3 protein-coding genes are annotated in these 25,606 nt (G+C 68.2%); 2 read left to right on the plus strand and 1 reads right to left on the minus strand.

Annotation, left to right across the window (positions count from 1 at the left end; all coding sequences use genetic code 11):
* Nucleotides 1-25 precede the first annotated feature (25 nt).
* Nucleotides 26-23,962, minus strand: a complete 23,937-nt coding sequence (locus A37W_RS0112345) for an LEPR-XLL domain-containing protein (RefSeq protein ID WP_081617116.1) — start codon at nucleotides 23,960-23,962, stop codon at nucleotides 26-28.
* Here A37W_RS0112345 and A37W_RS0112350 point away from each other — a divergent pair.
* The gene (locus A37W_RS0112350) at nucleotides 23,961-24,782 is read left to right on the plus strand and encodes a SapC family protein (RefSeq protein ID WP_026198469.1); all 822 of its coding nucleotides are present in this window, start codon (nucleotides 23,961-23,963) and stop codon (nucleotides 24,780-24,782) included. The genes A37W_RS0112345 and A37W_RS0112350 overlap by 2 nt on opposite strands.
* Before the next feature lie 3 nt (nucleotides 24,783-24,785).
* Nucleotides 24,786-25,598, plus strand: coding sequence for an efflux RND transporter periplasmic adaptor subunit (locus tag A37W_RS0112355; protein ID WP_018303350.1), 813 nt, complete (start codon nucleotides 24,786-24,788; stop codon nucleotides 25,596-25,598).
* Nucleotides 25,599-25,606: the final 8 nt, after the last annotated feature.

The following is a 25,606-nucleotide window of genomic DNA, read 5'->3' on the forward strand; positions in this document are numbered from 1 at the left end:
TTCTCAAATCCAAGAGCCGCTGCCGTTACAGCCCGTAGGTCGTCATGCTCGTCGTGCCCTCGGCCCGCCGGAACTGGCCCGACTCCGCATCATAGACCAGATAGTCGTCCGCGTCGGGCGTCGACCTGTCGGCGAGGAGCCAGGGGACATAGATCTCCGAGCGGGCGACGATGTCGAGATAGCTCGGGCTGACATTGTGCTGATCGAGGTCCGCCCCCCGCTCGTTCCATCTCGCAAACCTGTCCTTCTGCTGCGTGATCTCGCTCTTGCTGCCACTGGCCAAAGCCGTCTCGGTCCAGTCGATGACCTCCTTGGCGAGCGCCGGGTAGGCGACCGCCTCCCTTGTCGCGTTGAGCAGCGCGGCGACGGCGTGACGCATCAGCGCGTTCGCGCCTCCGCCGTTCAGGTCGAGCGCCTGCACGAGGGTCAGGTCGGCCAGCGCGGCAAACTCGGCCGGCACGTCGAAGACGTCGCCCACGCGCTGGCCGGGCTGGTAGATGAGCGCGCCGCTGTCGTCGCGCGGCCACGCCGACGCGCCCCAGCTCTGGGCGTTCGTCTTCCAGAAGCCGGGGGTGAGGCCCGCCGCGTCGCCATTGGCGACCCCGTGATGATGCGCCAGGTCGGTGTCGGTGACCACCTTCCCCTGATAGCTGGCGAATGCCGCGGCGGCGTTGCCGTAGTCCCCCACCGCGACCTTCGCGTCGACGACGCCCTCGGACGTGAAGAGCCAGGTCTCGCCAACGTCGAGCCTGCCGTCCCTGTCGGCATCGCCCGAGACGTAACGGGCGGCGAAGTCGTCGCTCACGTCGTCCGGGGTGCCGTTGTCGTCGATCACTGCGCTGGCCGGGTCGATCGTGAGTTCGACGTCTCCGGTATTGCTCAGCAGGTAGGTCCAGACGAGGTCGGTGCCGGCGAGGAAGAGCGGGCCCGGCACCGCGTTGGCGTCTTCGATCGAGGTCGGCGCCAGCACGTTCACGGCGTTGACCGCCTTGACCAGCTGGATCGACGCGGTCGGCGGTTCGATGCCCAAGATCCTGGCGATATCGCTGTCGGTTGCGACCCGACCGTCCTCGGCGTGGGCCACGGCGTTCGCGGTGTTGACGTAGCTGCCCACGCCGGCCGAGGCCGTCACCGCCCCCTGCGAGGTGAAGAGCCAGGTCTCTTCCGTGTCGAGCATGCCGTCGTCGTCGAGGTCGCCACCGACATAGACGGGCGAGAAGTCGTCCGACGCATCGGTGGTGCCGTGATCGTCGACGATGGCCGTGGCCTTGTCGACGGTCAGACCGATCTCGCCGGTATTGCCCAGCAGGTAGGTCCAGACGAGGGCCGTCCCTTCCCGCAAGGCGAGCGGGGTGTCATTGGCGTCCTCGGCCGCAGTCGGGTTCAGGGGATCGGCCGCATTGACGGCCTTCTGGAGCGAGATGCCGATGGCGGGCGGCGGGGTCAGCAACCCCCGGTAATGGGCGAGGTCGCTGTCCGTTGCCGTCCGGCCTGCCAGATCGGAGACGGTCACCACGGCCCGGTTGACGTAATCGCCCGCGGTCACGACACCGGTCGCCCGGAACAGCCAGGTCTCGCCGGCGCTGAGGAAGCCGTTGCCGTCGACGTCGCCCGAAACGTAGGTCGGGGCGAAGTCGTCCGACGGGTCCGAAACGGTCCCCGCATCGTCGACCAGCGCGTCGACGGTCAGCTCGCTCGGGCCCGTGTTCTCGACGCGGTAGGTCCAGACCGCATCGCTGCCGACGAGCAGGAGCGGCCCGGGTCCGATGTCTGCATCCTCGGACGCGGTCGGCGCGAGAGGATCGACGGCGTTAATCGCCTTTTCCAGGTCGACGGACGGCAGGGGTCCCACGACATAGCCGTAATGGTGGTTCCTGTCGCTGTCGCTGGCGGTCCGCAGATCCGCATCCGCGACCACGACTGTGGCCTCGTTGGCGTAAGCGCCCGTCGCCGCGATCCCGTCGAGACCGAAGAGCCAGGTTTCGGCGGTATCGAGCAATCCGTCCCCGTCGACGTCGCCCGAGACGTAGACCGGCGTGCGATCATCGACGGTGTCGGGGGTGCCCATGTCGTCGGTGAGCCGCGTGATGCGGACCGGGTCGCTGCCGAGGTTGTTGACCAGATAGGTCCAGCGCACCGTGCTGCCCGCCACGAGTGACGGACCGGGTCCGGTGTCGGCATCCTCCTCGTGGGTCGGGGCCAGCGGATTGACGGCGTTGATCGCCTTCTCGAGCCGCACCACCGGCGGCGGCGACGTCAGCGTCGTGCCGAAATGGTAGTTCATGTCGGTATCGCTCACGCCGCGCCCCGTCGGGGGCCGCGCGCTGACCGTGACCTCGTTGCTGTAGAGGCCCGACGTCACCTGCCGGTCGCCCACGCCCTCCGAAGTATAGAGCCAGGTCTCGCCGATATCGAGGATGCCGTTGGAGTCGATATCGCCCGAGACGTAGACCGGCGTGAAGCTGAAGGTGCCGGATTCGTCGGTGATCTTGACGTTCTTCAGCGCCTCGGAGCCCACGTTGCTGACCAGATAGGTCCAGCGCGCCGTGCCGCCCACGGCGATGCGCACGGCCTCGGCTTCGGTGTCGGCGTCCTCGGCCAGGGTCGGGAACCACGGATCGGCGGCGTTGACGGCCTTCTCGACCAGGATCGCCGGAGTGGTCTGTCCGGGCCGGCCCCGGCCCTCCGCCGGAGCGGTCGGAGTGGAGCCCGCGGCGGTCTGCAAGGGTTGACGTTGGGTGTCGTCCTCGGGCCCGCCGGCGCTGTCGAAGGCACCGCGGCCGTTGCCGGGCTGCGGATCGCGCGGTGCGCCGGTCTGGTCCTGCCAGGCCGGGTCGCGCTGGGTCACGAGGCCGATCGTGTCGATGATGTCGGCCCGATCCATGCCCGCGCCGGTCCCGCCGGCGAGGTCGATCAGGAACTCGACCACGTGGGGGGACGGCAGGCGGTTCACCGTCGGCGCGCCGAAGCGCGAGAACGGCACGATGTAGCTGTTGAACTCGCCCACCCAGTCGTACATCCGGTCGGTGCCGCTGTTGGCGATCAGGACGTCGCGCCCCGCGCCGCCGAAGCCGAAGTCGGCCGCGCCGCCGGTCGTCGCGGGCGTCAACGCGCTGTCCGACGTGTCGTTCAGCCCGCCATTCGTGCCGAGGTTGTCGTCCAGCTGGAGGTAGTCGTCGCCCCAGCCGCCGAACAGCCGGTCGTGCCCCGTGCCGCCGAAGATGGCGTCGTTGCCGTAGCCGCCGAAGATGGCGTCCTTTCCGTCCTCGATCAGCGTGCCGCCAGCGTCGAAGGTGAGGAAGTTGAGGTAGAAGTTCTCGATCCGCGGCCGCGGGTTTTCCGGGTCGTAGAAGGGCCGGTAGCTCGCCGTGATGACGTCGTAGAAGCCGTACAGGATTCCGGTCGAGGCATCGTAGGCCAACGGCGCGGCGTCGATCGGCCGGGTATCGAGGTAGAAGACCTCCAGCGCCTCGGCACCCGAGGCGGCATCGTCGCCCGCGCCGCCATGGACGAAGTCGTCGCCGAGCCCGCCGTAGAGGATGTCGTCGCCACCCTCCTGCGGCAGGATCGCGTCGACGGTGATCTTGAGCAGACCGTCGATGTCGATCACCGCGCCTGTCCAGGGACCGGGCAGAGCGATCGTCTGCTGACCCTCGGCGTCGATCCCGTTCAGCGGCTCGGCGATGCCGTTGCGGCTGACCCGGATCACGCCGTCGTCGCCGAGGAGACCGTCCTCGCCGGTGCCGCCGAAGAGCCGGTCATCGCCGATCCCGCCCTGGATCTGATCGTCGTGGCCGTTGCCGTAGACCACGTCGTTCCCGGTCATGGCGTGGATGACGTCGTCGCCGTCCTCGCCGAAGATCAGGTCGGACGCTCCGAGGTTGCCCGTCGAATTGCCCGGAGCGTAGTCGAGAAGGACCGTCGCCCGCGGAATGAGGCGCAAGGTCCCGCGCGAATGCGGATCCAGCGGATCATCCGGATCATTCCCGATGTCCGCCGCCTGATCGTAATTGTAGATCAGGTAGCCTCCGGCGGCGTTCACGAGCGTGAAGATGTTGCCGTTGTCGCCCAGAATCGTATCGGCATCGCGGCCATGGACCGCGATATCGGAGACCAGGCTGTCGGCCCCGGTGCCGAGTTCGTTGATCTCGATCTGCGGGCCCGACCCGCCGAAAACGATGTCGGACCCGTCCGGCCGCTGTCCCGGCGCCGTGAGCGTGTAGAGCGATGAGGAGCCGCCGATCAGATCGTCCTGGCCGAGGTTGCCGAAGATGACGTCGTTGCCGCCGCCGCCCTCGACGTAGTCCGAGCCGTCGGTGTCGCGCGAGAAGCTCGGCACATGGACCAGCCGGCCCTGGGCGTCGCGGCCCGCGCCGACGCGCGCCGCCAGGATTGCGCCGTCGCCCTGCACCGTGTCGTTGCCGAGCTGGGCGAATATCTTGTCGTGCGAGGCGCCGCCGGCGATGTCGTCGTCACCGTACTGCCCGTCGTTGCGCGCCTCCTGTGCCGTGTCGTGATAAAGCGCCCGTATCTCGAACCGGCTCCACGGCGTGCCGACGTGGCGCGGATCGCTGAAGCGGGTGGCGAGGTCGAGGTTCGCGCTGCCGTCGGCATCGTAGATGTTGCTCGCCGTGAGCTGGACGATACGTCCGTCCTGGCTGCGGACGTCGATATCGGCCGGCCGCTGGGTGAGACGCGCGTTGTCACCGAAGATCAGGTCCTGGGCTTCGCCGCCGTCGATCCGGTCGCCGCCGCGAAGTCCGCCTGCCGTCACCCGGTTGGCGCCGCCCATGAGCATGTCGGCCCCGTACCCGCCGAAGATCATGTCGTCGCCACCCTTGTCGATCTGCTCGGTCGAGACAGCGGTGATCACGTCGTACGAGGTGGTGCGGATGCGCAGCGGGGGTTCCGTGACATCGACGCGGCCGTGGTCGCCGAAGACGATATCGTCGCCCACGCCCGCGCGGATCGTGTCGTCGCCCACCACCATCCTGTCGCCGGAGGGTGACAGGAGCGCCCCCGAAACGGCCACGGTCAGGACCGGACCGGCGCGCAGGCGCTTTTGCGCCTCGGTCAGGCTGTCGTCGCTGTAGACGTCGAGATCGCCGAAGATGTCGACGTTGAAGCCGGAATCCCCCCAGATCTGATCGTGGCCGCCGCGGCCGAAGATCCGGTCGTTGCCGCCGCCGCCCGCGAGGTGATCGCCGAAATCGGAGCCCATGATGAGGTCGTCGTCCCCGCCGCCGAACGCGGTCACCTTGCCCACCGCCGCCCCGGCGGTGGCGAAGCCCTCGACGGTCCCGTCGGTCATCGCCGCGCCCGCTTCGACGCGGATGGTCAGCCCGTCGCCCGAAATGGCCTCGATCCGGTAGGTGCCGATCGCTCCGTCCGCGTCGCTGAGGATCACTTCCCGGCCGATGCGGAAGCCCGACGCGGCCCAGCTTTCCTCCGCCCGGATGGTGCGGTTCGCGGCATCGACCGTCAGTGCGCCGCTGACCCGAGCCGTCACGAGGATCTCGTCGCGGCCCGCCACCAGGAAGGGACCGGCCAGCGGCAGGACGAACCGGCTCTCGCGGTCCTTGTTCTTCTCCGAGGTGAAGGGCGGGAAGGGCTTCTTGCCGAAGTCGCGGCCCTGCGTGTCGTCGGGATCGCCCGAATAGAAGACGCCGTCCTGCGAGGTATCGCCATAGAGCACCAGCAGCGAGTCCGGGCCACCGCCGCCATCGACCATGATGCGGTCGCCGCCCGCCAGGCCGTCGTCGCCGATCCGGTTGCCGCCGCCGTGGATCGTGGTCAGGCGGCCGTAGATCGCGGGACGTCCCGCCTCGCCCTCGTCCGCGCCCTGCAGCGTGCCGTCGATCCGCAGGATGTCGTTGCCCTGCCCCATGAACAGGTTCAGCACCTCGATGCTGCTCTTGACCGGGTCGGTGACGTAGTTGCCGTTCGAGTCCACCCGCTGGGTGCCCCAAGAGATGCCGCCCGGCACAGTGGTCGGCTGACCGAAGGCCGCGTCCGGATTGGTCAGGTCGATGGCCATGCCGAAGCCCTTGAGCCCGGTCGAGGTCATGACGCCCGATTTGTCCTCGCGCGAACCGTCGTCGAAGATGTTCACCACGTCGATCTGCGCCATCTCGTCGGGCTGCGCGCCGATGCCGACGGGGGTGCCGGGGGTCTCGCCCGGCAGGATGATCGCCTGCACCAGCGTCCGGTCGGCCCCGCTCGATCCCCCCTCGATGCTGAGCGGTCCCTGGATCGCGGTCAGCAGATGCGGCCGCGAGGCGAAGGATCTCTTGTCCTGCAGGTTCGCAGGCAGCTCGTAGCCGTCGTTGGCCCGGACCGTGATGGTGACCTCGGCATCCCAGTTGGTCGCGTCGAAGCGGATGGCGTCGGCGACGCGAGTGACCTTGGCGGTCGCGGTCCCCGCGGTCACGCTGTCTCCCGGCACGAGGCGCAGGAACTCGCGATCCTGGTCGTCACGCTCCAGCAGCGCGATTTGGTAGATGCCGGCATTCGCCCCACTGTCGATCCGGATGCGATGCCCGGGCAGGAACCCGTCGGCGAGCCAGCTTCCGCCGTCGAGGCGAGTGATCGTGTCGCCCAGCGCCGAGTCGCCGAAGGCCAGATCGCCCAGATAGAACCCGTCGACCGACGCACGGGCGAGCTCGACCGATCCCGTCGTCTCGGCCGTCAGTCCGGCGGTCTCCAGCACCAGCCGGTCGGCGAAGACCCCCGCGATCGTCAGCGGACGCCCCTCGCCGGTGTCGTTGGCGGTGGTGCCGGAGATCGCGAGAAGGTCGCCGATCTCCCAGCCGTCGTCGAGGAACGACCCCTGGTCAGTCCGCTGGATCGTGTCGCCCGAGAAGGCGAAGCGCCCGGTCGAGACCTCGACGGTCTCGTAGACGCCCGCATCCACGTTGCGGATCAGGCGGTCCGCGCCGAGCGGGCCGATGGCCGAGACGATCTCGGTCTGGCCGTCGTCCAGCAGCGGAATCGTCACGACCTCGCCCGGCTCCGGCGCCTTGGCGAGCCGCAGCGTGTAGGTGTCGGTGGTGGTGGGCGTGACTCGGGTCTCGCCGCCGCTCTCGGTCACGACGACGCTCGGCGTGTCGTTGTCCAGGACCTTCACCGCGGCCTTCGCGGAGGCTACGTCCTCGAACGCGCCGCCGGTGGAGCTCACCGTCGCTTCGATCTGGAGCCCGCGCGGATCTTCGGGTGTGCTGTCGTCGATGGCGGTGATCTGCACCATCTGCATCGTCGCCCAATTCGTCGCATCGAAGGTGAGCGTCGTGGCCGAGAACGACAGCTGCCGCGCGGTATCGGGCGCGAGAAGCTCGGCCAGATCGACGGTGACGATCTCGCCCGGCTCGGGCGCCCGGCTGAGCGAGACCCCGATCTGATCCGTGAAGCCCCGCGGCCCCTCGAGGACGCGCGTGTCGGGGCCGGTCGGCGTCAGGATCACGTCCGCCTGATCGTTGTCGAGGACCGTGACCTCGACGTTGCGCACGGCCAGTTCGTCGTAGGTCGCCAACGCCTCGGCATCGCCGTCGGTGGCGGGCACGACCTTGACGGTGTGGCTCACCACGATCTTGCGCGTGCCTTCCGCCATGTCGTCGTCGACGGCGGAGAGCCAGACCGATTGGGCCTGGTCGTAGTTGGTGCTGTCGAACCGCAGGACGATGTCGCGGTTGGGCACGCTCTCGCCCGCGCCGTTGACCGGAACGGTGTGGAAGAAGCCGCTCGACGACTTGCCGAGCAGCACGCTGTCGCCACCGTCCGGCCGGCCGTTGCGGTCGGCGTCGACGAAGACGCGCGCCGCGCTCCTGGGATCGGAGGCGTCCTCGTCGTCGGACGAGCGGGACGCCGAAACGGTGACATAGACCACCGTTCCCGCCTTGATGGCCTGGTTCAGCGATATCTCGTAGCGGTCGAGGAAATCCCCCTCGCGGACGATGGAGGAATTGTCCTCCTCTCCGGCATCGTCGACCTCGCGGATGTCGATGGGGCCCGCGGTGGTGCCGCCGACCGTCAGCTCGACACCCTCGGCGGTCACGCCGGCATAGCTGCCGTTGCTGAGGACGCCATGGTTGATGACGCCGCTCGTGCCTTCGAGGCCGACCGACGTGATCGCCTTGGTGACGTCGCCGGCCACGTTGATCGTGTCGCTGCCGAGATTGCCGATGACCCGCACGGCAACGCCGATCGGCGTGCTCTGGACGAAGAACTCGTCGTCCCCCTCAAGCCCGTCGACCTCCAGCACCTCGACGTTCTCGAACGACACGTTGACGCCCGCGCCGAAGACGCCGTCTTCGCGGATCACGAAGGCGTCGCCGAACTCGGTGCCGAGGATCACGACCTTGTCGAAGCCCGTCCCGCCGTCGATGCTGACCGGCGCGTTCAGGTTGTAGCGGACAAGATCCTCGCCGGTGCCGGTGTTGATGATGTTGCGGCCCTCGACGGAATATTCGTCGATGATCTCCTCGAAGTTCTCGTCGGCCAGCGCGAAGGCCCGGACCACGAAGAGATCGTTGCCCGCGTCGCCTTCGAGCCGGATCTCGGCCTTGTTGGAATAGACGGTGAACGTGTCGTCGCCGTCGCCGCCCTTGGCGACCAGCGGCGACAGCGCACCCGACGTCAGGTAGCCGCGAGTCGTGCGGACCACCTCGGGCGGGGTGTCGCCCGGCGCAGCGCCGAGATGGAACGGCAGCCCGGCCGGATCGGAGGGGTCGGAGACGCCGTGCAGCTGGCCGATCTGGAAGCGGTCGCTGCCCATCCCGGCATCCAGCGTCGTGGTCGTGGAGTTGCCGTCGACGGCAAACATGTCGTCGCCGCCCAGGCCCAGCACGGACAGCCGCCCGTTGACCGCGCGGTCGTAGTTGATGCGCTGCACCGCACTCGGCCGATCGCTCGACGTCTGTGCCTGGCCGATCGCGTTGTCGAGCGACTGGTCGCCGCCGTCGGCGTCGGCGTGGAGCAGCGCGACGAAGGAGGGGCCGTCCGTCGTCCGCCCGGCGATCGAGGTGATGCGCCGCAGCAGGAACACGTCGGCGCCGTCGGATCCGGTGATCGCCAGCGTATCCGCGCCGTCGCCCGGCGCTCCGGTGTCGAGCACGTTGATCACGTAGTCGCGCTGGAGGCCGTAGGTGCCCGTCGTATTGACGACGACGACGTCGGTACCGGCCTGACCGTCGATGTCGAGCGCGTCCCGCAGGCCGTTGGCCCGGCCGGTGGTCATAGTCCGCAGGGTGTTGACGACGATCTCGTCCTCCTGCCCGCCGGTCCTGATGTAGCCTTGGGTGTCGAGCTGAAGGTCGTTGACGGTGACGAGGTCGACGTCCCGTCCGCCCCGCAGCAGGAAGCTGTCCCCGTTCTCGGTCCCGCGCGTCCTGATCTCGCCGCGCAGATCGACGTTGCTGCCGAAGCCGGGATCGGCCTCGGTCGAGGCGCGCTGACCCGTGCCCGTCCGGTCGGTGTCCACCTCCATGGTGATGGTCGTGCCCGCGATGATGCGCGAATTCGACTTCATGGCGACGTTGTCGCCGACCCACATGGCCGCCCAGAGGGCCGCGTTGACCTGGGCGAAGTCCACGCTCTCGGTCGTGTCCTGCCGGAGCAGGCGGCTGCCATCGGTGTCGAAGAGCAGGTCGTCCGCGGGGCTCGTCGTCGCGTTGGGCAGGCCGCGCGGCAGGATCGGCGTCGCCGCCTCGTCCGGGACGGTCAGTCGGACACGGCCGGTGATCGCGATGGCGCCGAGGAGTCTCATCTCGTCGGCCGTCTCGGTGATGAAAACGTCGCCCGTCGCGAAGGCATAGAGGCGGCCGCTGAACGGACCGACGATGCCGGTGTCGACGTCGAGGTCGTTGGCGAAGAGGCCGATCGAGCCGCCATTGGCGAATAGGTCGATATCGACGCCCGAGACGTCGGGCCGGACCGAGTTGGTCGCGTCGAGGATCGATCCGGATTCGGTGGCCAGGGTCACGTCGTCGGAAAGAGAGGCCACGTAGTTCAGCCGCAGGTCGCCCGCCGTCTCGCGGATGCGGATCTCGCCCGCGGCCGTGGCGGTGAGGTGGCCCGTCTGGGCCACGCCCAGCACCGTGTCGTGCAGGTTGGTCTCGACGAAGTCGGCGCGGCTGCCGATGGCGCCGGTTCCGGCCGTCATCGTGATGACGGTGCCGACCACATCCGCCGGATCCGCCGCCGAGGCGGACGCGTCGGTCGGGTCGCCGTCGAAGATTCCATCCGGAGCCGTCAGCGTCACCGTGCTCGCGGAGGAAACAACCTTGCCGATCAGCAGATCGTCGCCATCGGTGCTCCGCACCGCGTCGATCTCGGTCAGTGTGATCGCGCCGTTGGTGGCGGCATCGATGAAGTTGCCGGTCGTGCCGGTTGTGACGAGGTCGCCGATGATGTTGGTCGACGCGACGAGCGAGACACTGTTCTCGCCCGGATCGCGAAGGTCGAGACCGTCGGGGTCGATGCCCGCCAGGGTGATCCGGCTGCCGGCCTCGGCCAGCCCGACGCTCCAGGTGGTCGAGGCCAGTTCGACGGCATCGACATCGTAGCCCGACCCGCGGCCGAGCGAGGTCGAGACGCCGGACCGGTCGTCGTAGAAGAAGTTGTGGTAGGTCCCGTCGTCGCCGCTGTCGCCGTCCACCAGGACGCCCCGGCCGTTCAGGCTGGCGTTCTCTCGCAGGGCGGAGCGCATGAACAGCGTCAGCTCCCGCGCCGCCGCGATGACGCCGATGCTCACCGATGCCGACGACGCCGTCAGCGAACCGGTGCGGACGCGCAGGCCGAGATCGCCGAAGAATTCGTCGCCCGCGGCACCGTGGAACGCCTCGCTCTGGCTGTCCTGACGGACCAGATCGACACGCAGCCGCCCGGCGTCGCTGCCGACGTCTCCCTTGGTGGCCTCGACCCCGTGGAACAGCGAGACCGATTGGACCGACGTTCCGATCGCGAGGCTGGCGGCGCGCGTCAGGGTCAGGGTGTCGCCCTCGACCAAGGCCACCTGGAAGACCTCTCCGTCGGCCGCGAGGCCCGGCGATCCCACCCGGATCAGGCCGCGCTCGGCGACGCCCATCGCCGCCCAGTCGGCACCGTCGGTGCGCCGGATCGTCACCGCGCCGCTCGGTCCCGTGCCGACGACGATCTCGGTCTCGACCCGAGCCTCGGGCAGGAACTCGAAATCCTTGAAGCTGAGCGCGCGGCCGCCGTCGCCCATCGTGTTGGTCCGGATGATCGCGCCGTCCTCGATCCGGAGGTCGCCGTTCGCGACGAGGATGCGGGTCTCGCCGAACGGGTTCTCGAACGACGCCTGATCCACGTTGTCGCCGGACAGGATCACGTCCCCTGCCCCGAGCGCCCTGATGTCGATGAGGCTGTCGCCGAAGCCCTCCTTGATGGCGAGCTTCATGGCGCTGTCGGCACTGTCGCGATCGATGAGCCTCAGCCGTGCCTGGCCGGTCTCGTTAAGCATGTCGATGCGATTCACGATCAGGTCGTGATCCGACAGGTTCGTCAGCCGCACTTCATCGAAATTGCGCAGCACGCGCAGCTCGCCCCAGAACTTGGTCGCGCTCTCGTTCGTGAAGTCCTGCTCGATCCGGCCGTTGCCGATGTCCATGACGACGGAACCGGCATTCGTCGGCACGATGTTGGCCACCTCGATGACCGTCTCGCCACCCGAGGTGTAGCCGGCCGCGGTCCCGGATTCCTTGAAGACGAAATTGCCTGCCGCGTCCTTCAGCTTGACGTTGATCGCGCGCAGCACGTTGCCGTTGGAATCCACCACCAGTTCCGGCGAGGGGCCGGCGCTGATCTCGATGTCGCCGTCCCATTCGATGGTGGAGGCGATCCGGTCCTGACCGCTGTTGATGTTCGAACCGCCATTGGTGCCGGTGTCGACGCCGACATAGACCGCCATGTCGTTGTACCCGCTGAAGGTCCTCAGCTTGGTGAGGGGCACGTCGTTCGGGTGGACGTTCACGTTGCCGACGAGGCGCGGCGCGGCGAATACGGTGACGCCGGCGTCGGCGTCGACCAGGGAGTTGTTCCAGAGGGTGTTGTCGAACTCCTTGGTGCCCGCGCCGATGCCGTAGAAGACCGCCTTGCCGTCGGTCGTCATCGAGGTATTGCGCTGATCGACCTCGAAGTCGACGCCGTAGCGGCCGCGGATCAGCGTGCCGTCCACCAGCGCGTTGTTGCCCGTGACCCCCTCGACGAAGACGCCGGTCTCGATGTCGAGCTCGTTGTCGATCGTGGCGCGGGTGCCGCCGAACAGCCCGCCCGCCTCGGCGCGGGCGTAGCTGTACATGCTGGTATTGCCGCCGAGATCGGCGCTGCTGCCGAGGGCCGGCACGATGCCCAGATTGGCGGTGACGTCGACGGTGCCGGCGTCGATCTCGGCGCCCACGCCGATGACCGAAACGGTCTGGATGTCAGCGATGTTGTCGCCGTGCGCGCCGGCGCCGGCGATCAGGCCGCCGCCGTCCGCGATGGTGGTGTTCGACGTCTCGAAGTCGCTCTGCGAGAACTGACGGTAGTTGCCGGTCGCGTTGATCGTGACGTGCTGAGCCTGGACCTGGGTCGAGGGCTCGGTCGATTCGTTGCTGCCCCCCTGCGCGAGAAGCTGGTGGTTGGTGCCGCCGGCGGCGCTGGACGTCAGGCGTTGAAGTCCGCCGATCGCGGTGGTGCTGAAACTGTCGAGTTCGACGTCGCCCTCGGTGTTGGCGACGTAGATGCCGCCGCCCCCGCCGTTCGAGGCGTAGCCGAGGGCGTCGCTGTCCACGAGCGACGACAGCGTGACGTCGCCGCGCGCGGTGACGAGGTCGGAGTCGATGAAGGCCTGCGCCTCGTTCACCACCTGGACGTCGATGGAAGGGAAGGCGAAGGCCAGCGCCCCGCCGCCGCCGCCCCGCGCATCGGCCTTGGTCTGGCCGTCGAACGCGACGAAGACCGTGTCGCGCAGCGACAGACCCTCGTCGGACTGCAGGCCGAGGTCGGTGTCGTCCGTCGGATTGTCGGGAAGAAGGTCGAGATCGAGGATGAACTCGTGGCGGGCCGCGGCGGCGGAGGTCAGGTCGATCTCCACCCGGTCGAGGGTGTGCGACCCGGTCAGGTTCACCGGAACGACGGTCCCGCCCTCCAGCGTGACGGTGGTCGAGGACGAGAAGGTGACGGCGTTGCCGTCCTGATCCACGAGCCCGAACCCGTCGGCGAGAGCCTGCGATCCGGTCTGGTCGATGTAATAGGTCTTGCCCTCGGTCAGCCCGACCAACGCCTGCGACGAGGCGCGCGTCAGCGAATGCACGGTCGTCTTTTCGTTCGCGCTCGCGTCGGCGGGGATGACCGGACGGACGAGCTCCTGCGCCGTGACCGGAATGATGACGTTGCCGGCATTGTCTTCGAGCCCGACCGCCTCGTGATAGGTCGCGGCGAGGCGCAGCGAATAGGCGGTGTCGGCGATGACGTAATAGCCCCGGCCCGACACGAGGCCGCCGATCGTCTCGCCCTTGACCGCCTCGTAGATCACCAGTTCGCCAGTGGTGAAGCCGTGGCCAACGTCGAAATCGCCGTCGCCGTCCGTGTCGCGCCCGGTGAAGATCGTGTTGTTGTCCGTCTCGACCGTGTCCGGGTTGTCGCCGCCGGTCAGTTCGACCTCATTGCCGCTGAACGCGACGTCGACGAGGTTGTGGGCGAAGGTGCTGGCATGTTGCGCGGCGTTGTAGGTGACGGCCTGACCGTCGTCGAAGGGCACCGTGCCGGTCGGATCGATCTGGTTCGAACTGACGACCGAGCCCGAGAAGCTCAGCCGGTCGTCGGCCGCGTTGAAGACGGAATCCGCCGCCGCGACCCGGATCGTGTAGTCGTCGACCACCCGCACGCGATAGCTGCTGCCGTCGACGAGGCCGCCGATATCCGCGCCATCGACTGACCGGTAGACGACCGTGGCATTGTCGGTGAAGCGGTGCTTGGTCGCGAAGGTGATGGTGTCGAAATCGAGATCGACGCTGTCCGAGTTCTCGCCGGACGCCCCAATTTCGACCACCGCGCCGAGCCGGAAATCGTTGGTGCTGGTCACGCCGGCGTCGTTGGCATTGACGCTGACGACGGCGTAGAGACCGTTCGCCCCGCCCGCGTTCACGAGTTGGACGGTATCGCCGTCGCCGAGCCCGTGCCGCTCGTAGGTGACGGCGTTGGTCGACGCGCTCATGCCGACGGCTTCGGAGGGCGCGGGCAGGTTGCCGGGGATGACGTCGGCGCTGACGAGGACGTTCGACGCCTCGACCTGGCTCATGCTGCCGAGGAAGGCCTCGACGTCGTTGTTGGCCTCGGCGTTCGAGATCGCGGCGCCCACGTCGATGCCGCCGCCGCCGGAGGCCTGCGACTTCGACTTGGCCTCGCCGATGACGTTCACCGCGGTGATGCGCAGATCGCCCGAGAGGATGGCCTTCGCCCCGGCGTCGAGGAACGAGGCGGTCTCGGTATTGGTGAGGGCGTTGGTCTCCACCCCCCGGCCGCCCAGGGCCGCGGCGGAGACGACGAGGTTCTCCGTCCCCGATCCCGCCTGGCTCGTCGTCTCGACCGTGAGGTTGCGCGCGGCCACCTCGGCGTTCGCGCCGACCCAGGCCATCGAGGTGGCGTTGACCGTGGAATCGGCCAGCAGCACCGCGACGGCGAACCCGCCGCCGGAGCCCACCTCGCCCTCGCCGAAGGCGTAGTCGCGCAGCGTGTCGGACTTGACCGTCACGTCGTTGGTCACGTCGACTATGGAATTCGCGCCGAGATAGGCTTCGGCGGTCGCGTCGGCGGTCCCGTCGTCCGAGCCGACCCAGGCGGTCGCGGTGGTCCCCGCGCCGCCGCCGATCTGCACGCTGACGATCAGCATGTCGACCGTGGCTTCCCGCTTGGTCGCCTCCACCTCCACCGTCAGGCTGTCGCCCACGATCTCGGAGGAAGCGCCGGTATAGGCCGCGAGCGTGGTCTGGACCGTCGCCGTGGGCAGGAGCGCGGCGATCGCAATCGCGCCGCCCGACCCGCCGTGGGCATAGGCGAAGGCATCGCTCGATTCGGTCGCCTTGATCTCGACGTCGCCCCCGTCGCGCAGCCAAGTCGCCGCGCCGCCTGTTGTGCCGTCCGTGCGCCCGAAGATCGCCTCGGTGTAGCCGCTGATGAAGGCGTCGGCATCGCCACCGCCGCCCGCCCCGAGGGAGACCGCCGCCGCGAGCGTGTCGGTATCGGCGTCGCGGAAGGCGTCCGCCGTCACCTCGACGTCGCCGCCGGTGATCTGCGTCCCGCTGCCGATGACGGCGCTCGTGTTCCGGCTCACGTCGGTTTCGGCCAGCATCGCGGCGATGGCCACGGTGAGGCTGCCCGACACGCCGAGCACTTCGGCCTCGGCGGTGCTGTCGGCCTCGGCATGAACCCGTGTCCTGCCGGAAACGGTGAGCGTCGTCGCCTCGCTCGACGTCGCCCCGCGGGCGGCGCCGATATAGGCCGCCGTGGTGCCCGAGACATCCGCCTCGGCATTGGTCCCGACACCGGTGACGCCGAGGCTGAAGCCGAACGGACGCCCTCGGGCATAGGAATCCTCGAGCGAATCCGCCTGAACATCGACATCGTGGGCGATAATGGTCGACCCGCTCTGGATCCGGGCCGTGGTGTCGCCGCTCACCGTCGCGGGGCTGACCACCGCGGCCGCGCCGGCCGTCGCCGTCACCGCGATCGCGATGCCTTCGGAATTCGCGTAGTGGGACGACGTCGCGTGCACGTCGATCTCGCCCGTGCCGTCGCCGTTGCGAACCGCCGTCACGCTCGGCCGGGAGGTCACGCCGCTCTCGTGCCCGATGGAGGCCAGGGTGCTCCGGCTGTAGGTCGCCTCGCCACCGGCGCCGCCGCCGCCGTAGGACCCGACCGCGACGGAGACCAGATCCTGGTCCACCGTTCCGGAACTGTCGGCCGTCACCCGGACGTTGCGGCCGGTCACGTTGGCGCCGCCGGTGATCGCGCCGGTCACGGTCCCGGACACGATCGCGTCGGCCAGCATGACCGAGATCGACAGCGCGCCGAGCGATCCGCCCTGCGCTTCGGCCTTGGCGTCGCTCGTCGCGTCGGCGTCCACGAGGACGTCGCCGCTGACGGAGATCTCGCCGCCGGTGATCCTGGCGATCGTGTCGCTCTTGACCTCGGCCGAGCTTTCGACGCCCGCGCCGCTCGCGAGGATCGAGAGCGACGCCGCGACGCCCTGCGCCTTCACCACGTCCTGATCGGAATCGGCGATGACGGAGAGTGTCTGGCCCTTTGCCACGTTGGTGCCGGTCATCGTCGCCGAGACGTCGCGATCGATCTCGTTGTCGATCAGCACCACGGCCCCGGCGACGCTGACGACGCCGACGGCGACCGAGGCGCCCACGCCGATGGAGGAGAGGGACGTGGTGTCGATCGCCTTGACCGTCACGTCTCCCGTCGCCGCGATGTCGCTGGACGCTGTCTCGGCCTTGACGGTTCCACTGGCCTTGTTCTCGACCGACACGACCGCGCCGGAGACGGCGACCGAGATCAACGAGGTCGTCACCGAGATCGCCGCCGCGACCGTCACGTCGGTCATCGTCGTGAGGGAGGTCGCCGCGACGCGGACGTCGCCGCTGCGGTTGTCGGTGCCGTCAGTGTCCTCGTCCGGGCCCGTCGTCTCCACGTTGGAGCCGCTGATCTTGGCGAGGACGTCGCTGCCGACCTCGTTCTCCACGACCGCCGCGGCGGCGGAGACGGCGATGGACACGCCGGACTTGGGATTTGTGATGGCGAGCGCGAAGGACGCGGCCACGGCCACGCCGTCCACCGTCGCGGTCTCGTCGGCGAGAACCTCGACGCTGCCGCCGATGATCCGGGCTACGCTGGTGTCCGGCGCAATCTCCACCGTTCCATCGGACTCGACGATCTCTGCGGTCACGTCGTTGTCGATGTCGTTGCTCGAATACCCGCCGCCGAGCGCGACGGCGACCGAGACCTCGGCGCTGCCGGCGATGGACGCCGCCGCGCCGACCGCGATCGATTCGACCGAGGCCGTGCTGTCCGCCTCGACCTTGACCGCGTTCGTGGCATGGACGGTGCTGTCCGAGACCCGGGCGCTGATCGTATTGTCGATGTCGCTCTCGCTGACATAGACCCCGATCGAGATCGAGACCGAGCCGGTGCTGCCGACCGACACGCTGAGCGCGGCGCCGACCGCGCTGGAGAAGATGCCCGCCGCATCGATGGCCTGGATGGTCACCGAACCGGCCCTCGCCCCGCCAGAGCCGCCGGTGATGGAGCTGTCGCCCGTCACCTCGGCGGTGATCGTATTGCTGATGTCGTTGAACGCGAAGCCGCCCGCGAGCGCGACGCCCGCTCCCACCGCGCCGGTCGAGACGCTGACCGCGCCCGAGATGCCGTAGGCATAGGCGTTGATCCTTGCCGGGCGGTCCTGGGCGACGGCGCTTTGGTTCGCGGCCTTCACCTCGATCAGGTCCGCAAGGAAGGCGGAGGCCGTCTCGCCCGTGGCGGGAAGGGTCGTGGCCGTCACGGTCACATCGCCCGTCGTGGCGATGTCGCTATCCGTCACTCGGGCGATGATGCCGTTGTCGATCTCGTTGACCGAGATCGAGGCGGCGAGGCTGAAGGCCACGGAGGCGTTGCTGCCGAAGCCGAAACTGAACGTACCCGCCAGCGCGAACGTGTCGATGGAACTGTCGTCGCGGGCGAAGATCGCGACGTCGCCGCCGCCGGTGCTGGTGACACTGGTGCCGTCGAGCTCCGCCGTGGTGTCGAAGTCGATGTCACTGATCGCGATGCTGCCCGCGCCGGCGAAGCCGACGGACGTGCTCGAACCGACGTTGACGGCCACCGACACGCCGAGGACGAACGTGTCGATCTTGGCCGCGCTGAGCGCGCCGACGGTGACGTCGCCGTCGTCCGTCGTGACGGTGGTGTCCTCGACGGTGGCGCCGACCGCGGGCGTGGCGGCCCCCTCGAGACCGCGGATCTTGTTGACCGAGACGGCCACGCCGAGCGAGACGCTCGCCGTGGACTTGATGCCGACCGCGACGGCGACGCCGCCGGCATCGGCCTTGATCTCGGCAGTGTCGGTGATCGCCCCCTGGATGAGGACGCCCTTGTCGCCGCCGGTAATGGTGCTGTCGCTCACGTCGGCGAGCGACCTCATCCGGATGTCGTTGCCGGACCCGGTCCCCGCCAAGCCGACATTCGCATCCCCCGCGCCGACCGCGCCCGCCCCCGCGATGGTCAGCGCCTGGACCTTGACGCCCACGTCGGACGTGATGACGACGTCGTTGTCGGCGCCGTTGGAGGTCGTGCCGCCGGTCACCGTGGCGTTCGACACCTCGGCCTTGGAGTCGACCGTGAGGTTGTTGATCCCGATGGACAGGCCCATCGCTCCGGTATTGGAGCCCTTGGTGCCCAGAGCGATCCCGAAGCCGCCGGCATCGGCGTCGATCTCGGAGTCCTCGGTCGAGGTGATCGAGACCTGGCCCTTCACGGCGGAGACCGTGCTGCCTGCGGTCGCCCGGGCGCGCAGGGTCGTGTTGATGGTGTTGACCGAGATGGAGCCCGCACCTCCGAAGGCGAAGCCCGATCCGCTGCCGCCCGAAATCGCGAGCGCGACGCCGTAGGTGTAGTTCTCCACCTTGGCCTCGTCCTCGGCCACGATCTCGACGTCGCCGTCGGCGGTCTTCACGGTCGCATTGTCGGCCGCGGCGGTGACCTCGAAGGTCTCGGTCCCGTTCCCGATCTCGTTGACGGAGATCGCGACGCCGACCGCGGCGGAGTTGGACTTGCTCGGACCGCTAGACAACGAGAACGCAAGGGCGCCCGAAATCGACAGCACATCCGGGGTCGCCTTGGCCTTGATCGAGATGTCGCCGGTGGCGCCGTCGATCCCGGAATCCTCGACGATGGCCTGGACCTTGCCGCGGATCAGGTTGACACCGACCGAGATGGCGAGGCCGACGGCGGTCGCGCTCTGCGGCCCGTCGGTGGCCGCAGCGCCGAGGCTGGCGGCGAGCGAGAAGATGTCGCCCGTCCGCTCGGCCAGGATATCGGCGTCTCCCTCGACGTCGATCTTCGTGCCCAGCACGAGGGCGCGGGTGGCGCCCGCGATCGTGTTGGCGCTGATTGCGCCGGCAATGCCGATGCCGGTCTGGCCGCCGCTGCCGCCCTGCTGTCCGCTCGAAATGGCGATGCCGAAGGCGCCCGACACGCTAACGATCTGCGATTCGTTGAGCGAGGTGATCTCGAGGGTGCCCGCCGCCACCTCGCCCGCCGAGGTGATAGAGGCGAGCGTCGTGTCGTCGACGAAATTGAGCGCGACCGATCCGGCCGCGCCGACCGCGAGACTGGTGCGGTTGTCCGGCGGCTGATCGCCAAAGAGGATCCCGAGCGACTGTCCGTCAAGTGGATCGTCGGTCTGGGGCTCGCCGGGATCTGTCTTGGCCACCGCGCCCGCGATCGAGAAGCCCCAGATCGCCCCGTCGTTGATCGCGCGCACCGACAGTTGCTCGTCGAGATCGAAGTTCGTGGCCGTCCCGACCGTGTAGGCGCCGCCGACGACCGGGGTTTCGGTGCCGATCACCGCGCGGGTGTTGCGCGTGATATCGTTGACCGCGACCGACACGCCCACGCCAGTCGCCTCGGCGAGGAACAGGCCGCCGGTGATCCCGATCTGGGTGTCGAGCGAGCCTGCATAGAGCCGGGCGTCGCGTCCCGTGACGTTGGCAAGCGCGCCGAGCTGCACCAGCGTGTCGCTGTCCTGATAGAGCACCGAGATGGTGCCGCCGACCGCCCAGCCGCCGCTGGCCGCGGCCCCCGACTGGGCGAGGCTCAGGTTGAACAGCGCCTCCTCGGCCTTCATGTTGAAGCCGCCGCTGGCGCCGGAGTAGATCGCCGCGCGATCCTCGACGATCGCGTGCGTATCGTTGTCCATGATCTTGGCGTAGATCGTCGCGCCCACCCCGCCCCGGCCGGCGGTGTTGAAGCTGGCGCTCGGCTTGTCGACGTCGAAGGGGGTGCCGCCATCGAAGGCCAGACCGCTGCGCGTCGCATAGAGATCGTTGAGCCCGATGCCCCCCGGGCTCAGCCCGAAGATGCCGGCCATGTCGATCATCTGCATGTAGGAGGTGGCCTCGATCGAGACGACCTCCTGATCGACATAGGCGTTGTTCGGATCGGTGTGGAACGCGTCGTCCTGGTTGATCTGGGCGCCGTCCTTCACCGTGGACTTGGCGGTCGTGTTCTGGATCTGGATGTTGGCCGATCCGGCGATGGACAGGCTGTCGGAGCCCGACCCGCTCGTGGTCGCCGAGGACCAGCTGTTGAGGAACCCGGCGAGGCCGAAGGTGCCGTCGAAATACTGGGTGATCGCCTCGTAGCCTTGCGTCTTGAACAGGTCGAGCGCCTCGCCCGCGGTGGTGGGCACCCAGCTGTCGAGGGTCTGCGCGAACGGATAGGTCACGCCCGAGATGACGCGCGTGGCGCGAAGCGCGTCGAGATCCGCGCCGCCGTGCACCGTCGCGAGGGCGTCGTTGTTGGTGATCGTCAGGATGACGGCGGCGCTGATCTGGGTGTCCGCGCTCGGGTTCTGGCCGTTGTCCTCCTGGCTCTCGGTGGCGCTCTGGGCGAAGCCCTTGTTGATGTGGTTGATCTCCGCCTTGACCTCGAGATCCTCGCCGGACTTCAGAACGGCGCTGTCGTGCACGTCGGTGGTCACGTCGTGGTCGTTATAGGCGAACGCGAGAGAGACCGCCGCGGCAAGGTTGCCCTTCGACGCGCCGCCGGCGGCATCGATCGCGCCGCCGCCCGAATTGCCAAGCTTGCTGGTCAGGATCGAGAATATGTTGTTCGCCGCCGAACTGCTCAGGTTGTAGCCGTTCGGCGCATCCGACCCGTCGCTGTCCTGCGAACTCAATCCGGCCCCCGCCTCGGTGGCGGTCTCGACGTCGAGGCTGGCGGTCACGCCCACGCCGGTCGTGAAGCCGCTGTCGAGGATGTGCGCCGCTTCCAAACTGAACGCTGCTGTCTCGTCGAACTGGCCGGCCGGCCTGTCGATGTCGATGGCGATGCCCGCCAGGGCCTCGTTCTCGGTTTCGGCTAGCTGAATGGTCTGTCCGGTCCCGAAGTTCAGGCGCGATCCGCCGTCGAGGTTGAACTGGTTGGTGCCCGTGATGACGTAATACATGTTGCCATCGACGAGGCCGTCGATCTCGGCCCCCGGCTCGGCGTGGTAGAACACCGCCTGGCCCAGCCCGAACGTCTGGTCCACCCAGGTGAAGTTGGTGCCCGAGCCGGACCCTGCGCCGTTCGGCAGCACGATGGAGTTTTCGTCGTAATCGACGTCGCCCGCGGTGAAATCCTTGGTGTTGTTCGCGGTGTAGAGAGGTTCCAGCAGCGGCAGCCCGCCCAGCGGCATCCCCGTCAGCATGCTGCGGTAGCCGTAATCGGGCGAGACGCCGTTATAAGCGGTGAGGTCAACCGCCTCGCCGCGGAAGACGCTGCCCTCGAACCGCGCGAGCTGAATCCAGTGATCCTCGCGCTCGGGCGTCGCGGCATCGTCCGCTTCCTTGAGGACGTAATATTCCGCGCCGTCGACCAGGCCGCCGATGTTGTTGCCGCGGCTCGACGTGTAGGTGACCGTGTCCTCGGTCACGAGCGCGTTCTCGCCCACGTAGATCCGGTCGTTGACGATATCGACATAGCCGCGCTCGCCCGCCGCGGCCGTCGGATCGAACTCGAGCTTCACCGCCGGCGTGCCGATGTTCTTGCTGGTGACCGAACCGTAGATGTTGGTGTGGACGTCGGCGTCCGAAAGCTCGACCGACAGCGCCGCGCCCGCCGCACCGCTGGCGAAGAGGCCCGAGGTCGCGCTGGCGGTCGAATTGACCGTGCCGCCCGCCTTGAGGTTTGCCGTCTGGCCCGCCGTGACGGTCGCGCCTTCGGCGAGGGTCAGGGTCGAACTGAGCGTCGAACGCGAGACGGCGAGCGCGAGCGAGACCGCGTTCGACGAGGACGACGGGGTCAGGCCCGTATCGGTCGCGGCCGACATTCCGGCGGTGGAGGACGCGTCGGACGTGACGACGACGAAGCCGTTGTCGGACCGCAGTTCCGCCCCGGTCGCGATGTCGACGCGGGAGGTCGAGGTGGAATCCGCCCAGCCCGCGCTGAGATATTGGAATCCGGCCGACCCCTCGGCGATCGTCACCGCGTTGGCATAGACGCCGACCCCGGACGAGCCGATCAGCTTCGCGCCCGCCCCGACGTCGATCGTGGCCTCTGTCTTCTTCACGAGGACCTTGAACGGAAGCTCAATGATCGACGACACCTGGTCGAGAAGCGCCCCGGTCAGGTTCTGCGCCAGAGCGTTCGAGATCTCCAGTTGGTCGGTGAACGTCCGTTCCTCGGCCTGGGCGATCAGGTAGACGCCGCCGGAGGTGATCTGCGCGCGGTCGCCGATGTCGACCGACGCCGACTTCGACGACGGGAAGATCGGCGAGAGGTTCTCGAGGTCGGCGGTGCCGATGCGGCGGGTGCGGAACTCGACATAGGAGCCGCCGGTGCCGTCGTCGGCCGTGATCTGCACGTCGTCCGCCACCGCGATGCTCTCGACGATGACCTGCATCGACCCGCCACCGGTATCGATGCTGCCCGAGAAGGTGACGGAATCGGTCCCGCCATCCGCCGTCAGCAGATCCGCCCCCTCCACCTCGCCGTAGATGAAGAGGTCGGCGGCCCAATTGGCCGAGAGGCTGCGCACGTCGAGCGTGTCGTCCCCGTTGCGCAGGTTGATGGTGAGGCTCTCGGTCGGATTCGTGAACGTCACGTTCTCGAACGTGGGGTTGAGCGTGGCCGGGGTGGTGATCCGCATCGTGTCGGCGTCGATCGCGACCAGTTCGGCGACGTCGTTGCCGTTGCTAAGGTCGATGACGAGATTGTCGGTCGCGCCGTTGTGGGTGATCGGCTCCAGCCCGCGATAGCTCAGCTTGGCGCCGTCGAGGATGATTGCGCCGTCATGGCCGTCGATCGCCTCGAATTCCGTCGTCTCGTAATCGCCCTCGATGACGAGGCTGTCGAAGGTGCCCTTGCCGCCGACGACGGCCAGACGGTGCGAAATCGATTCGTCCCGGATGTGGAACGTGTCGTCGCCCTTGGTGCCGCGCAGGAAGTCGATGTCTTCAAAGCTGACCGTCATGCCGACGCGTTCGACCCCGTCCGTGCCGGTATAGGTCAGGACCACGTGGCCGTCGGCGCCTTTTCGGTCGACGTTGTCCACGTACCAGTCGGCGTTCAGGCGGCCGCCATCCGCAAGGTCGCCGCCGGTGATGATGAGCTTGTCGCGCCCGCCGTTGCCGTCGACCTCCAGCACCGGCAGGTGACTTGCCCGGCCGGCCTCCTCGAAGAAGCTCTTGGCGTCGATGATGATGACGTCGGCCCGCTGCCGGCCGACGACCTGGACGTGCGAATTCATCGCGACCGCGTCCCGGCCGGCGAAGGCCTGCGCGATCTGGCTCCCGGAGGAATTGAGCGCGCGCATCGCCCGCTCGGTCCCGTAGGTGATCGCGTCTATGCCGAGGATGCTCTCCTGATCGCCAAGGGCGTCCACCATCGACACGGTGAAGTCGGCCGCGAGGAGCAGCCTTGGCTCGAGCGGCTCGACGACAAGCTGTCGGCGTCCTGCGCCGGAGCGCCTGTTCCGGGAAACAATGCCCTTTGAGGGACGGGACCGCAATTTAATTGGAAAAAATGGAAACGACACGACCAACTCTCCCTTTGCCAGTCGCGCGTGCCCCAACCTATAAAAATATTCGACACGTGCGTATGTGTTGGTACGTATACCAGAAGTGCCTATTAAAAATCGAGTCCGTTTGTCGCGCGCCGGGCCGCCACGTTGCCGGGCATCTATCCACAGGAGACCCCGCATGCCAGTCCAACAGCTTTTCTACCGATCGGCGATACCGGTCAGCCCGCAGCGCCATGGAGACGTATCCGTCAAAACAGGCCACAGCTTTGCATTCGCCTCCCGCGCGAACTCGGCGCCGATCACAGCGGTGGAGTTCGGACCGGCGGCCGGCGATCATCCGATCGTCTTCGCGGGCTCCGGCGACGACGTCTTTCCCGCCGTCATCCTCGGGACCCGGGACGCCGAGAACCTGTCCGTCGACGCGGCGGGCCAGTGGAAAGGCAGCTACATCCCTGCTTTCGTCCGACGGTACCCCTTCGTCTTCACCCTCGACGAAGAGCGCAACCAGTTCACCCTGCTGATCGACGAGGAGTTCGAGGGGGTGAACAAGACCGGCCGCGGGGAGCGGCTGTTCGATTCCGACGGCGAGCAGACCTCCTACCTGAAGGGCATCCTGCGCTTCCTGCAGGATTTCCAGGCTCAGTTCGTCCGCACCCAGGCCTTCTGCCGGCGCCTCAAGGAGTTGGACCTGCTTACGCCGATGCAGGCGCAGTTTTCCTTGGCCGAAGGAGAGAAGCGGACCCTCAGCGGATTTCTTGTCGTCAACCGCGAGAAGCTCAAGGCGCTCGATCCCGAGACCGTCGCCGACCTGCTCGCCAAGGACGAGCTCGAGTGCATCTTCCTGCACCTGTCGTCGATGCGGCATTTCTCGCGGATGCTGGAGCGGACTCAGCCCGCTGCCGCGACCGGCAGCGCCACGCCCGGACCGGACGACGCGGCCGACCGGCCGGCGGACCGCGATGCAGCGCTCGACGAGGTCGAAACCGCGGGGAACGCCTGATCCGTGGTGCGGGCCGTTGGGACCCTTCTGACGCTCGCCGCCGCTCTGGCGGCTGCCCCGGCGCTGGCCCAAGAGGCTCATGATTGCGTCATCGACCCCTCTCTGGTCGTCGATGTCGCCGGGCCCTCCGGCGGTATCATCGCCGAGGTCCGTGTCGAGCCGGGCGACGAGGTCGCCAAGGGCGACGTCATCGCCCGGCTGGATTCGACGGTCGAGGAGGCGACGGTAGCCCTTCTCGACATTCGGGCGAACGACGACAGCGCGATCCGGGCCGAGCGCTCGCGCCTCGATTTCCTCGAGATGCAGCTCGCCCGGACTGAGGAACTGCAGGGACGCGGCGTTGTCACCAGCGAAGCTCTCGAAGAGGTGCGCTCTTCGGTCGAGGCGAGCCGGTCCCTCCTCGCTCAGGCCGAATTGAGCCAGCGCGTCGCGGCGGGCGAACTGCTGCGTGCCCGCGCCGCGCTCTCGCTGCTGGATATCCGCAGCCCGATCGACGGCATCGCGACGGCGCGCGAACTCGACCCCGGCGAATACCTGCCCCAGGAGGGCAGGGTCGCGACCGTCGTCCAGCTCGACCCGCTCGAGGTCGTAGCCTTCCTGCCAGTCGAGATTTATGGCAGCATCGCCATCGGCGACACGGCGACGGTCAACCCCGCCTCCCCCGTCGAGGGGACCTATTTCGCAACGGTCAGCCGGATCGACCGGGTCTTCGACGTGGCCAGCGGAACCTTCGGGATTGTCCTCACGCTTGGAAACCCGGACCTTTCGATTCCTGCAGGTCTCCGCTGCACGCTTTCGTTCGTCACGGACGGCTGAAGGACCTG

The sequence above is a fragment of the Wenxinia marina DSM 24838 genome (assembly GCF_000379485.1).
GTDB classification, from domain to species: Bacteria; Pseudomonadota; Alphaproteobacteria; order Rhodobacterales; family Rhodobacteraceae; genus Wenxinia; species Wenxinia marina.